The organism is Vibrio sp. V08_P9A1T1 (assembly GCF_963874405.1).
GTDB classification, from domain to species: Bacteria; Pseudomonadota; Gammaproteobacteria; order Enterobacterales; family Vibrionaceae; genus Vibrio; species Vibrio anguillarum.
In genome coordinates, this window is sequence record NZ_CAWNIB010000310.1 from 1 (window position 1) to 13,922 (window position 13,922).

The 13,922-nt window shown below is 43.2% G+C and carries 12 protein-coding genes; 7 read left to right on the plus strand and 5 right to left on the minus strand.

Features of this window, described 5'->3' with window-relative positions; all coding sequences use genetic code 11:
* Nucleotides 1-253: GAF domain-containing protein (locus tag AACT21_RS16085; protein WP_141195256.1), on the minus strand; the 253-nt coding region annotated here is incomplete at its 3' end.
* 91 nt (nucleotides 254-344) lie between these two features.
* On the opposite strand from AACT21_RS16085, the gene AACT21_RS16090 reads away from it, so the two are divergent.
* From AACT21_RS16090 to rsmF, 4 genes are all read left to right on the plus strand, one after another.
* Entirely contained in the window at nucleotides 345-2,141 is a 1,797-nt protein-coding gene (locus AACT21_RS16090; RefSeq protein WP_013856918.1) for an ABC transporter ATP-binding protein, read from the plus strand.
* 31 nt (nucleotides 2,142-2,172) lie between these two features.
* Complete coding sequence (locus AACT21_RS16095) at nucleotides 2,173-3,432, plus strand: paraquat-inducible protein A (protein WP_017047655.1); 1,260 nt, start codon at nucleotides 2,173-2,175, stop codon at nucleotides 3,430-3,432.
* On the plus strand, nucleotides 3,425-6,064 hold the full coding sequence (locus AACT21_RS16100; protein WP_094164289.1) for an MlaD family protein: 2,640 nt from the start codon (nucleotides 3,425-3,427) through the stop codon (nucleotides 6,062-6,064). The genes AACT21_RS16095 and AACT21_RS16100 overlap by 8 nt, the downstream gene beginning before the upstream one ends.
* Nucleotides 6,065-6,176: 112 nt before the next feature.
* Entirely contained in the window at nucleotides 6,177-7,598 is a 1,422-nt protein-coding gene (rsmF, locus tag AACT21_RS16105; protein WP_217898745.1) for a 16S rRNA (cytosine(1407)-C(5))-methyltransferase RsmF, read from the plus strand.
* A 204-nt stretch (nucleotides 7,599-7,802) separates the two neighbouring features.
* Here the strand turns inward: rsmF and AACT21_RS16110 are convergent, their stop codons facing one another.
* Entirely contained in the window at nucleotides 7,803-8,636 is an 834-nt protein-coding gene (locus AACT21_RS16110; RefSeq protein WP_094164291.1) for a CvfB family protein, read from the minus strand.
* Nucleotides 8,637-8,734: 98 nt separating this feature from the next.
* Here AACT21_RS16110 and AACT21_RS16115 point away from each other — a divergent pair, with 98 nt between their 5' ends.
* Complete coding sequence (locus tag AACT21_RS16115; RefSeq protein ID WP_017044687.1) at nucleotides 8,735-10,087, plus strand: hypothetical protein; 1,353 nt, start codon at nucleotides 8,735-8,737, stop codon at nucleotides 10,085-10,087.
* Nucleotides 10,088-10,101: 14 nt separating this feature from the next.
* Here AACT21_RS16115 and AACT21_RS16120 read toward each other — a convergent pair whose 3' ends face one another.
* Together AACT21_RS16120 and AACT21_RS16125 are read right to left on the minus strand one after the other, a co-directional pair.
* Nucleotides 10,102-10,581 (minus strand): PaaI family thioesterase, encoded by a 480-nt coding sequence (locus AACT21_RS16120; RefSeq protein WP_094164292.1) that lies wholly within the window; start codon nucleotides 10,579-10,581, stop codon nucleotides 10,102-10,104.
* 119 nt (nucleotides 10,582-10,700) lie between these two features.
* Nucleotides 10,701-11,591 carry a putative PEP-binding protein gene (locus AACT21_RS16125; protein ID WP_094143135.1) on the minus strand — a complete coding sequence of 297 codons (891 nt, stop codon included), beginning with the start codon at nucleotides 11,589-11,591 and terminating at the stop codon, nucleotides 10,701-10,703.
* A gap of 206 nt (nucleotides 11,592-11,797) precedes the next feature.
* On the opposite strand from AACT21_RS16125, the gene AACT21_RS16130 reads away from it, so the two are divergent.
* A complete protein-coding gene (locus tag AACT21_RS16130) occupies nucleotides 11,798-12,859 on the plus strand; it encodes a 3-deoxy-7-phosphoheptulonate synthase (RefSeq protein ID WP_094164293.1) in 1,062 nt (353 codons plus the stop codon).
* Between the two features lie 27 nt (nucleotides 12,860-12,886).
* Complete coding sequence (locus AACT21_RS16135; protein ID WP_094164294.1) at nucleotides 12,887-13,369, plus strand: YajQ family cyclic di-GMP-binding protein; 483 nt, start codon at nucleotides 12,887-12,889, stop codon at nucleotides 13,367-13,369.
* Between the two features lie 49 nt (nucleotides 13,370-13,418).
* Here the strand turns inward: AACT21_RS16135 and AACT21_RS16140 are convergent.
* Nucleotides 13,419-13,922: GGDEF domain-containing protein (locus AACT21_RS16140; RefSeq protein WP_141195257.1), on the minus strand; the 504-nt coding region annotated here is incomplete at its 5' end.

Sequence of the window (13,922 nt, forward strand, 5' to 3'; positions counted from 1 at the left end):
GTATACGGTTAGTCGCCGCCGCAGTACCACACACACCTTTTCCTAAGGGGATGCGTACACAAGCTGGTTTTCCTTGGAAGGGACCGAGAACCAGTTGCTCTTCTTTTATTAGGTAAAAACCCACCCAGTTAAGATCTTCAAGCTCCATGTTAAATAAGGCGCTCAAATTGGCAAGATTAGCGATTAAATCCGTTTCAGATTCAACCAGTGCCACCGCCTGCTTGGTAAGACGGCGGTATTCTTCTATGTTCATATAAACTCAACGACCTTTTGAAAACGGAAGACATCTATTTTTGAACAGCGTACAATTTCTCACACGATAAATAGGATGCATTCTCATCATAATGACTAATTCCAATGACACTATTAGCCGCTCTTGGGTAATAAAACAAGTAAAAAAACATCGACCTACACTTCTATTTGCCAATGCGATCGCGGTTATTGCAACGCTGGTTAGTGTCCCTATTCCACTATTAATGCCATTAATGGTCGACGAAGTTCTGCTGAATAAACCCGCTTCTGGTTTGGCGATGATGAATACTATTCTACCGACGTCGATGCAAAACCCAACAGGCTATATTGCGCTCACGTTATTGCTAGTGGTCTTGATGCGTAGCGTCAGCCAAGCGCTCAACATACTTCAAAGCCGTCAATTTACTTTGGTGTCCAAAACCATCACCTACCAAATGCGCTGCAAAATGATTGATAAATTAGGACGGATAAGTATCAGGCAGTACGAAACCAAAGGCAGTGGTGGTATTAATGCTCACTTAATCACCGACATCGAAACCATTGATCAATTCATAGGTAGCACACTCAGTAAATTTATCATCAGCCTACTGACCGTGTTAGGCACAGCGGGTGTTTTACTCTGGCTTGAGTGGCGTTTAGGGCTGTTTATTTTATTGGTCAACCCGATTGTGATTTACTTTTCACGTAAACTCGGAAGCAAAGTCAAACATCTGAAAAAGCGAGAAAACCAAGCGTATGAACGCTTTCAAAATCGGCTAGTCGAAACATTAGATGGCATTTATCAATTGCGTGCCGCTAATAAAGAGCGAGAGTTTCTCAATGAACTCAAACAGCAAGCCAACCAAGTCCGAGAGAATGCAGACAAATATGCATGGCAATCAGAGGCTGCAGGGCGCGTCTCATTTCTCCTGTTTTTACTTGGTTTTGAGCTATTTAGAGCGGTCGCGATGCTGATGGTGGTCTTTAGCGACTTGACCATAGGGCAAATTTTCGCCGTTTTCGGTTATTTGTGGTTTATGTTAGGCCCAGTGCAAGAACTGCTGAGTATTCAATTTTCTTGGTACAGTGCAAAGGCGGCCTTTCATCGCATTAATGATCTGCTTGCACTGGAGGAAGAGCCTCGCCCTATTTGCAAAATTAACCCATTCACGGATAACCGCCAGGTCGATGTTGAGGTTTCTCACGTTAATTTTGCCTACGATAGTGAAAAGAGTGTGCTCAACGATCTCTCGCTCACGATTCCGGCGGGTAAAAAAGTTGCGTTGGTTGGCGCAAGTGGTGGTGGGAAATCCACGTTGATCCAACTGTTAATTGGTGTGTATCAGCCCAATTCCGGGCAGATCCGTTTTAATGGTGCGACCACTGAAGAGATAAGTTTTGATATTATTCGCGATAACATTGCCGTGGTATTACAACAACCTATACTATTCAACGACACCTTAAGGCATAATTTGACCCTCGGCGGTCAATATGCAGAAGAGGAATTATGGCAAGCGCTGCATATTGCACAACTGGATGATGTGACTGCGAATCTCAGTGACGGTTTAGAAACGCTAGTTGGTCGAAATGGTATTCGCTTGTCGGGCGGACAACGTCAACGTTTAGCCATCGCTCGGATGGTACTGAGCAATCCTAAATTTGTTATTTTGGATGAAGCAACATCCGCGTTAGATACGGTAACTGAAGCGGCATTGCACAATGCTCTGACTGGATTTTTGAAAGGTCGAACTACTTTAATTGTTGCGCACCGCCTTTCGGCAGTGAAACAAGCCGATATAATTTACGTGCTGGAAGATGGTCAAGTTAGCCAAATGGGTACGCATCGAGAATTAGTCGAGCAAGATGGGTTATATCAGACCCTTTATGGAAATCTCCAATCGTACGTTTAGTGATTGGGTAACAATAAATTAGGATGATTGTTTGTCTCAACATTCAGCGCTTATTCAACATCCACAATCACCTAACGGCGTGAGGTTGTGTCACGGCTGTGAATTGGCCGTTGATCTCGTCGAGGTTGAGCATGGAAAAAGTGCCTATTGTCCACGCTGCGGTACCCAACTGTACCGCGGTGGATCTCCCTCTTTATCTGGGGATTTAGCCGTTGCCATTACTTGCTTGTTACTGTTTATCCCCTCTCATTTTTTTGAATTCATCAGCATTCGCTTGGTTGGGGTGATGATCCCCGCCACCTTGCCATCCGGTGTCTTTGCGCTGGCTGAAGAGGGCTTTGGAGCGCTCGCTTTATTGGTGCTATTTTGCAGCTCTATTGCGCCACTTTTAGTGTGTGGTTCCGTAGTGACCGCTCATATCGCCTTGCGTTATCGATGGTTTCATCTACTGCGTGGCTCACTGATCATTATTCAGCGATTAAAAGCGTGGGTAATGCTCGATGTTTTTTTAGTCAGCGTGGCGGTATCTTGTTTTAAACTTCAAGATTATTCCGACATTTTTATCGGTGTGGGGTTGTATGGTTTAGTCTTGCTGCAACTGGCAACCGTATTGCTAGCGACTCGAGTTAGCGTAAGGCGCTATTGGCAAGCGTGGCAGCCAGAGAATCAATATGTCTTCGAGCGTAAAGAGGTGCATTGCCACCATTGCCATCTTTCACAACCCGAAAATACGCACTGCGTGCGTTGCGCGCAAAAATTATATCACCGGAAACCCAACTCGATACAACGAACTTGGGCCTATTTAATTGCAGCAAGTGTCGCTATTTTCCCCGCGAACCTGATTCCAATATCGATTTTAATTACCAACGGACAGCGATTAGAAGACACCATTTTCTCTGGTGTTGCGTCACTGATTAATAGTGGTATGGTCGGAATTGCAATCATCATTTTTGTGGCCAGTATAATCGTGCCTATTGTAAAAATATTCGGCCTGACCTATCTATTACTGGCGATTAAATTTAAGCGAACGGTTTACCACCGTCAGAGAATGAACATTTATTTCGCGATTAAATGGATCGGCAAATGGTCGGTAATGGATCTGTTTGTCATCTCAATTATGTTGACACTGGTTGATCGCGGTCAAATTCTCGACTTCACTCCCGGTTATGGAGCCGTTGCCTTTGGCTTGGTGGTTGTACTCACCATGCTCGCCACGGAAAGTATGGACCCAAGACTCATCTGGGATAATTACCCAGAAATCGCAGACCAAAACGAGCCTTCACATGAGTAAACAAATTTCAAGCCAGCCCTCATACACTCCCGATGTTAAGCGAAACAGGGGCATCTCACCTTTGTGGATACTGCCCATACTCACCATGGCGCTCGCAGGTTGGTTAGTCGTTAAAGCCATTCACGATGCTGGCGAACGAATCCAGATCTATTTTTCGGACGCACAAGGCTTAGTCGCAGGGCGAACAACCATTCGCTACCAAGGGCTCGAAGTCGGCATGGTAAGAGATATTAAACTGTCCGAAGGATTAGAAAACATCTATGTGGAAGCCGATATTTATCCAGAAGCTACTCAGTTACTCAATGACAATACCCGATTTTGGTTAGTGAAGCCAACGGCCAGTTTATCTGGCGTTTCAGGTCTAGATGCGTTGGTTTCAGGAAACTATATTGCGATTCAACCGGGTAACGAAAATAGTTCAGCTGAACACGATAAAGTGTTTAGTGCTTTAGATGGTGCACCTTCTGATCTACTGCCTAATCAAGGGCTTATCATTTCTCTAAAGGCTCGCGATCTCGGAGGTATTTCTGTTGGCTCACAAATCGTCTATAAAAAAATTCCGATTGGTGAAGTGTTTAACTACAAACTCGATGACGATGCAAAGTCGGTACTCATTCAAGCCTCGATAAAAGACGAGTATCGCCACATTATTACCAATGAAAGCCGTTTTTGGAATGTCAGCGGTGTTGGTGCAAGCATTGGCTTTGAAGGTGTTGACGTCCGCTTAGAAAGTTTAAGTGCATTAATCGGTGGTTCAATTGCCGTCGATTCACCGGACGGTGGGGAGCCTGTTGAACAAAATACCCAATTTAGTCTCTATCGCGATTTAAAAACCGCAGGGCGTGGTATCCCTGTGAAAATCACCCTACCCGATCAGCATAATATTAACCAAACCGGTGCCCCCATCATTTACCGAGGAATAGAAGTCGGCCAAATCACGGAATTGCAGCTCAGTAAAAGTCACCAACAGATCATCGCCTCTGCCGCTATCCAGCCGGCTTTTAGTGATATGCTCAATTCGGGAAGCCGTTTTGTGTTGGAAGAGGCCAAAGTCTCACTCTCTGGAGTTGAGAACATCGGTAATTTGATCAAAGGGAATTACTTGACACTCATTCCTGGCAAGGGCGAAAAGGCCAGAAGTTTCACTGCAATTCGCCAATTTGAATTTAATCAGTCACAAGCAAAATCGATTGCTATCAAACTTACAGCGGAAAGCTCATATGGCTTAGATGTGGGTAGCCAGATTTTGTATCGAGGCATCGCGGTAGGTTCAGTAATTGACGTAAAGTTGCAGCAAGACAGTGTTGTGCTCAATACGCTGATTGATGAAGAGTACTCATCACTCATACGCTCACAGAATCGTTTTTACATTACAGGCTCGGCCACCGCAGAGCTCACCGAATCAGGCCTTAATGTTTCGATCCCTCCTGCCAAACAACTGCTCGCCGGCTCAATCAGTTTCATCAGCGAAGGCGCTGAAAATGCGAGTAATGAATACCCGCTATATCAAAGTAAATCCTTAGCTGAGCTTGCAAAATATAATCAAAGCGGCTCACAGACACTGACTCTTTTTGCCGACGAGCTTCCTCCCATCAATCCGGGCAGCCCGCTCCTATACCGTAACCTTCAAGTAGGCAGTGTTTTTGGCTTTAAGCTCACTAAAGAAGGTGTGAAAATCGAGGTCAAAATAGAGAATCAATATCGCCATCTGATTACGAATCAAACTGTTTTTTGGAACCGTTCTGGCGTCGAAATTAATGCAACACTTGCAGGCGTAAAAGTCAAAGCCGCTCCTTTAAAAACTTTAATTCAAGGAGGCATTGCATTTGATTCGTTGCAAGGCATTGATAACAAAGATCAGAATTTGTGGAAGCTCTATGACAGCTACGATCAAGCACGTAAGGCGGGCCAAGAAATCATCTTAACGGCCGATTCATCCTTTGGCATTACGCTAGGAACATCCATCAAATATAACAATATCACTGTGGGAGAGGTTGTTTCTGTAACACCCGATTTCAAGACAAACCAAGTTACACTCCAAGCGAGAATTGAGCCTAGCTACGCATTAGGCATTGCCAGAAATGGCTCTCACTTTTGGGTAGCGAAAACTAAGATTGGCTTCAATGGTGTTGAAAATCTGCAAAACTTACTCAGTTCCAGCATTGAGGTCCAACCTGGGTTTGGCGATGTGCAGTATCAATTTGAACTAGAAAAACAGCCACAACAAGCACTCGGTATTGAATTCACCTTACAAAGTGAAACACGAGGATCAGTGACTGAAGACAGCCCTGTTCTCTACCGTGAAATGGAAGTAGGCAAAGTAACCCATGTTGCTCTAGGAGACTTTGCAGACCGCGTCATGTTTACCATTGAAATCCAAAAAGAGTTCGCTTATCTGGTTCGCAGCAATAGCGTATTTTGGAACACTTCTGGCGTCGATGTATCCATCGGTTTATCTGGTGCAAATATAAAAGCAGGCACGTTAGATAGCATCATGAAAGGCGGAATTACATTTGCCACTCCAGAGCAAAAACAGCTACAGCCTATCGCTAAACAAGGCCAAGCATTTTACTTATATCCTGAAGCCAAACCAGAATGGCACCAATGGCGAACAGCCATACCAAAACCTTAAAGGGTTAACCTTGATTCTTATAAAATGCAGCTGATCGGCTGCATTTTTTATTATTTTGATCTCATCACGATTCTTATATAATCCGGCCTCAACTCCCAGACGAGATACTGCTTTGCACGCCAATATAACCCTACCTGAACCTTTTCTTGCGACAATTGAAGCGATACTACCCACACATCTAACGATGAGTGATTTTATTGCAGCTTGCCAGCGTCCTTTGCGTAAAAGTATCCGAGTCAACACGCTAAAAATCTCTGTCGATAGTTTTTGTCAACGCGCCGTAGAAAAAGGATGGGCTTTATCACCAGTGCCTTGGTGTAATACGGGTTTTTGGATTGAAGCCGACGAGTCTGTCGTACCTTTAGGTAATACCGCCGAACATATGGCAGGTCTTTTTTACATTCAAGAAGCCAGTTCTATGATGCCAGTATCCGCTCTTTTCACTGGCGGTGAATCGTTCAATTCAGTACTCGACATGGCGGCGGCTCCGGGTTCAAAAACAACGCAAATTGCGGCGTGTATGGAAAATGAAGGCGTATTAGTCGCCAACGAATTTTCAGCCAGCCGTGTTAAAGTGCTGCATGCTAATATCGAACGCTGCGGTGTACGTAACAGTGCACTGAGCAATTTTGATGGTCGAGTCTTTGGCGGTTGGTTACCGGAACAATTTGATGCGGTGTTAATAGATGCGCCATGCTCAGGAGAAGGTACCATCCGTAAAGATCCTGATGCGATGAAAAACTGGAGCAAAGAATCTGTATTGTCGATTTCCACAACACAAAAAGATTTGATTGAAAGTGCGTTTCAAGCTTTAAAGCCCGGCGGTGTGATGGTCTACTCAACCTGTACATTGAGTACAGAAGAGAACCAACAAGTGTGCTTGTATCTAAAAGAAAAATATCCACAATCAGTTGAATTTGTTTCCCTTAGCTCATTGTTTGAGGATGCAAAAGCAGCTATTACAGACGAAGGGTTCTTGCATATATTCCCTCAAACTTATGATTGTGAAGGTTTTTTTGTTGCGAAAATCCGGAAACTTAGCTCTGTACCCCATCCTGAAGTCAACAAACGCTTAGGTCAATTTCCTTTTGCGAAAGCCAACCTTAAACTCACACAAGAGATCGCGGATCAACTCATGAAAACGTTTGAAGTTGTGATCCCCGATGATACCAGTGTCTGGCTACGTGATAATGATGTATGGTTATTTCCAAACGCACTGGAACCTATGCTCGGCAAATTCCGCTTCTCTCGCATGGGGATAAAAATCGCTGAAACACATAAAAAAGGTTATCGCTGGCAACATCAAGTCGCTACATCATTAGCGACTGGTAACGAATCAAACTGCATCACACTATCGATTGAAGAAGCGCGAGATTGGTACATGGGCAGAGATGTCAGACCAGCACTACAAACTGGCACTGGCGAAGTGCTGGTTAAACTCGGTAACGATGTGATTGGCCTAGGGAAATGGGTAGGAAACCGCATAAAAAATGGTTTACCAAGAGAACTCGTTAAAGATAAAAATTTGTTTTAACATGCCCAAAAATAGGACAAAAATCTAGAAAACACGCGCACTTCTAGCGATAACAACTATACTTACAGGGAAGCATAAGTACGACTATTTTAATGATTAGCGTAGGCTCAAATGAGCCATTCCCCTAGGCCCAAAAACGGAAAAGTTTTGGGCCTTTTTTTATCGTCAAGGAAAATAGATTGCAGCAGGAGGTGAACGCCTCAGCTATACAAGATGAATTCCATCTTCCCCAATGGTAATTTTTCCCTGCTTGTACAAACCACCAATGCTCTTCTTAAAGGTTCCCTTACTGGTACGGAACATCGAAAAAATAGCTTCTGGTGTCGATTTATCACTTAATGGAAGAAAACCACCCTTTTTCTCAAGTAACTCTATGATCTTAGTGCTTAGCTCATCCATTTTTGCTACGCCAATTTTTTGCAGAGCTAGGTCAATTTTTCCATCTTCACGGATATTTTTGATGTAGCCTTTTAAGGTCTTACCAATAAACAACTTACCAAACACATCTGATGGGAAAATCATCCCCCAATGCTCGCCATTGATGATGGCCTTGTATCCGAGTTCTGAGTGTTCTGCAATTAATAGATCAACTTGCTGATTCTGCGTATAGTTTGCAGGGGTTTTGTCCAGCCACTTGTTGAATTTTGTTGTGCCTACGATGCGGCAGGAAGCCTTATCAGTGTAGACATACACTAAAATCATTTGTCCTTCTTTAAAACGAGCACGCTGTTCGCTGTAAGGCACCAATAAATCTTTACCCTTCAGACCCCAATCAACAAAAACACCAGTGCTATTCACACCCTGAACTTTCATCAATCCCCACTCGCCTACTTTTGCAATCGGTTTTTCAGTCGTCGCGGCAAGTTGATTGTCTGAATCGAAATACAAAAATACGTCTATTTTCTGCCCCAATTCAACCCCATCTGGGGTAAATCGTTTAGGCAGTAAAGTGGTTCCAAAATCTTCAGCATCCAAAAATACGCCGAAATCAGCAATCTTTACGACTTCTAAACTGTTTATTTGACCAACGTTAATCATTTACTATGTCTCACCTCAATTTTGCAGAGATTATACGTGATCTCTGTTATCCTTTCCTGCATTCAAGGGAAAAATAAGCATTTTTTCAGGAGCTTTCTTTGGTTAATGTCGATAAGCAAGATACCATCACGCTTAAAATTTCACATGCCATGTCTCAGAGCAAAGAACTTGATCTAGACATTTACCTATTCATTCCCGGTGATTTAGGTCTAACACCCGAAATACTTCCTGAATCTGACTTTTACTATAGCTTCATCCATCAAGAGCGTGCGTATTACAGTGATAAAACGTTACTGCCCTTAGTACACAGCCGGCTTGCACAACGAGGCCATCTCTCTTCTACTCAGTATCGAGTCAGTTTGAGTTTATTTGCTTATCAGTATGTTATCGCTCTAGATAAAGCTGTAGTACAACTCAATACGACGAGTGACACCGTCACATCAGATGAAGTTGATAGTGTCATTGAACTCTCTTTAGATATTTTGAAAAGATTGCGCCGCAGCATTCCTTATGAAGAGAGCTTAAAACGCTATTACGCCAATATTGATAACTATTTATCTTGGTATACTGAGCAAAAGTTTCTTTCCCTAGTCGCACACATGAACCGCGATGGTGAATATAAAACCATCAAAGAGCGTCTAATTACACTGGTTGAGAAAGAACAGGCACATCGTAAACTTAACAATTACAACTCGGCAAAGGCAGGGGAAGACATCACTCGGCTGAGTAACAAGATGCGCCTACTACGCCGTTTAATCGAGCATCCCATTGTGCTTAATGAACACGTCACCTCTTTAGGTAATAACATGAAGCGTGCCGTAAAAGGCATCGCGACTGGACTTGTAATGCTGTTTGTCACCGTCATCGCCATTACAGCTCGCGACTATTGGGGGGAAATCACCGCCTCTTTTATCATCGCTATGTCGTTTGTTTATGCATTACGCGAGATCTTTAAAGATGACTTACGCGATATGCTGTGGCGCTGGATCCGTAAAGGAAAACCTAAATGGAAGCGTCGTTACATAGACCCAACGACCGGAAAATCTGTAGGTTACAAAATTGAATGGCTTGATTATACCAACCTGAGTAAATTACCAGACCGAATCAAAACAATTCGAAAGAAACGCATTGTTCAAAGGGAGGAACAGGTACTTCACTATCGCTCAGAAACGGCCATGTCAACCTCACGCTTCATGAGTGGATATGAGGAAACACGCGAAACTTTACACATTGATCTACGCCCGATTACCCGTTTGATGGACAAAGGCTCTAATCGCATTTATCAGTTAAGTGGTGGTCAAGTGAGTCGAGAAACCGTAGAAAAACGGCACTTGCTCAACTTGATTATCAAAGAAGATAACCATAAAGAAGAGCCCCGCTACTACCGTTGGAAAATTGTTTTAAATAGAAATAAGATTGTCGACATTGAACCGATAGAATTAAGCGAGTAGTCTCTAATTCAGCCTTATTTACCAATACGCTTTAACGATAAAGTAAGATGAAACTCCGCCATAGGCTCGTCACCATGCAATGAAGGACAGGTTGCAATGATCTTTACTGTCTGATTGACCCGCTCTCCGGTTGCGATAGTTTCATCAAGCATACTGTCTATTAGCTGACCATCATGGCAATGAAAATGAACATCCGCCTCCGGCCTTTTTAAAAACTCCGCACTAACCGCTTTAAACGCCAACGATACTTTGGAGCCACGCTGTTGTGCTTTATGCATTGCCATAAAACCGCCCGCTACGTCTGCACCAACGGCTAACACACCAAAATACATACTATTTAAATGATTTTTATTGCGACGTTTAAGTGGAATTCTGATTTCTACAGAGCGTTCGTTTAGCACTAAAATCTTTGGCCTGCAGGACCAAATCAATGGCACTTTTAAAAAACCAAACAGATTTAAGTAAAGATTCGCTTTTATTAATGGGGAGAGCATGAGGCTTGACCTTTTCAATATGGTTGTCAGACCAGTTCAAGGTATACGCCGCGAAATGTCAATGAGTTGTTACAAAAAGTTAGGGTTGAGCGCAGCTATTCTGCGCCCAAATCAGATCATTACATTTTTACCACAACATCAGCCTGAACACTTTCAGCTAAGTGTTCCTGCAGCTTTGGATAACTTGCGAGTGCTTGGGTGACGACCAAAATCGGCTTATTCGCATGACGTGCCGCTTTTGATGCTAAATCGAGCAACGTGATGACCGCCTCACTCTCTGGATTAAACAAATGGGAAAGTTCGGGATTCTCTTTATCAATGCCTAATGTGTATTGTGTTAAGTTATCGATGTTGATGACCACACCATCAAAATAGTGCATCAAACGCTCTGCCAATAATGCCGCTGATGGAACATCGCAAGAATAAAGCACTTTCAAACCATCTAAACTCCGAGGTAAAGACTGCTCTGCCAGTCGGTCAATGATCGTAGCCGCATCACTTAATGTTCGAACAAATGGCACCACAATTTCGATGTTCAATCCTTGCTTGCGCAATGCCTTGATCACAGCGCATTCATAACTAAACGCTTTCGCATACTGGATGGAAGAAAAACGCGATACGCCACGCACTCCCATCGCTGGGTTAATTTCATCCGTTTCAACACTTCCACCGATCAACGCTTTATAAGTGTAACTATCTGCATCACTCAAACAGACACGAATCGTAGTGTGATTTTTTTGAACCGCTGCCACGACTCTATCAACAATGGTTGACGTAAAATGCTCCGCCACCGCTTTGTCATCAAGAATGGATTGCAAAGAGCCTTGCTCAAGTTCAGTTAGATTCGCAAAATGTTGCTCAATCGAAGGATGATAAAACAACGAATCTAAAATAATGTCGGACAGCGATACATACAAATGCTGGGCATTTCCACTTGATTCAATTGCCGCTGGAAGGGCATCACCTAAGATCAACTGAGGGTGGATCGTATCATGTTGTGCCAAACTCATTCATTACTCCCTACATTTTTAATTATCTTGCTCAGGAAAATACCCATAGCCGAGTATTAATTCAAGTAAAAGTAAATATTTATGACAAATTTATGAATAAAATTTCACCTTACAGATGATAAGCAATAAGTTTTCCGTTTTGGAGTTTATTCCTATTGCCAATTCCGTTATCTTTACCGCTTCGCAATAAGAGTACAGGCTTTACCATGCCATTAAAAACAGATGAATTAAGAACTCAAGCCTTGGGCCCAATGCCGACTCCGGCAGAGCTTGGAAATGCGCATCCGATCACAGACGACGTAGCAGAGCGCATCGCAAACTCACGCCGTCAAATTGAAAATATTCTGACTGGTCACGATGATCGCTTGTTAGTCATTGTCGGTCCGTGTTCAGTACACGACACTGAAGCCGCAATGGATTACGCTCAACGTTTGAGTGCGATCCAAGACCAATATAAAAATGAACTGTTTATCGTCATGCGTACCTATTTCGAGAAACCACGCACCGTTGTGGGCTGGAAAGGTTTGATTACGGATCCCAATCTGGATGGTTCATATGCACTGGAAACAGGGCTCAATAAAGCACGGAAATTATTATTAGATATCAACAAGCTAGGCCTTGCTACTGCGACTGAATTTTTAGACATGATTACCGGGCAATACATCGCAGATCTCATCACGTGGGGAGCTATTGGTGCGCGTACTACGGAATCTCAGATACACCGAGAAATGGCGTCTGCACTGTCGTGCCCTGTCGGTTTTAAAAATGGCACGAATGGCAACATCAAAATTGCTATTGATGCCATTCGAGCGGCCCAAGCATCACATTACTTTTACTCACCGGATAAAAATGGCCGTATGACCGTTTATCGTACCAGTGGTAACCCCTTTGGCCATGTTATTTTACGCGGTGGTGATACAGGGACAAACTATGACGCTGACTCCGTATCTGCAGCCTGCGAGCAACTGATCGAATTCGGCTTAGCCCCGCGCCTCATCGTAGATTTTAGCCACGCGAATTGCCAAAAGCAGCATAGAAAACAGATAGATGTAACGGCCGACATCTGCACACAAATACGTACAGGTAGGGATTTCGTTGCTGGTATTATGGCTGAAAGCTTCATTATCGAAGGTAATCAGCCAATGCATGACTTAAATAACCTCACCTATGGTCAATCGATTACCGATCCATGCTTAGGATGGGATGACACAGCAACTATGCTGGATATGCTGGCACAAGCGATCACTGACCGCCGTAACTTAAAATAAATACTAAGCAATAGATAAGGAAACACCATGCCTTCTTTTGATATCGTTTCAGAAGTCGATACTGTTGAACTTCGTAATGCTGTCGATAATGCAAACCGAGAGCTTTCTACTCGTTTTGATTTTCGTAATGTAGAAGCTGGATTTGAACTCAAAGATGAAGTTGTAAAACTGTCTGCAGAAGATGATTTTCAATTGGGTCAAATGATGGATATTTTACGTGGCAACCTCGCGAAACGAGGTGTTGATGCCAAAGCGATGGAAGCGAAAGATTCAGTACATTCCGGCAAGCGCTGGTTTAAAGATGTCCAATTTAAACAAGGACTGGACCCGTTAACCTCCAAGAAAGTGGTAAAGACCATTAAGGATGCCAAGCTCAAAGTCCAAGCATCCATTCAAGGTGAAAAAGTAAGAGTAACGGGTAAAAAGAGAGATGATTTACAATCAGTGATCGCTCTAATGCGTGAATCGGATATGGGCCAGCCATTCCAATATGACAATTTTCGAGACTAACAGCACCACGAATAAAATATCAAAGCCACCTCATTAGGTGGCTTTTCAATCACTGATAACTATCATTTACAATGAATCGATTCCTTCCTTCTGACTTCGCTTGGTATAACGCTTGGTCTGCACTCTCCATTGCACTCTGCCACGACAACGCCAACTTAGACACCGACTTCTCAGCAATTGCTCCAATGGAAACAGTTACAGGAACCCGCTGCCCTGCCCAGTAAAATGATGTTTGTTCGACTTGAGCACGAATTCTCTCCAAGACTTCTTTAATATGAGCTTCTGGTGCACTAATGATCATCACAAACTCTTCACCTCCCCACCTCATAAGTAGATCTTCAGGTCGAAGCTGCTGTTTCAGAATGGTAGATAATGCCCTTAACACTTCATCCCCCGCTTCATGACCATACTGATCATTTATTTTTTTGAAATAGTCGACATCAATTATGGCTAATAAATGTGGTTTATTATTAGTTGTTTCTTCCTGATAAGAAAACCAAGTATCAAGATATCTTCGGTTATACAAATCCGTGAGTGGGTCATGTGTAGATTC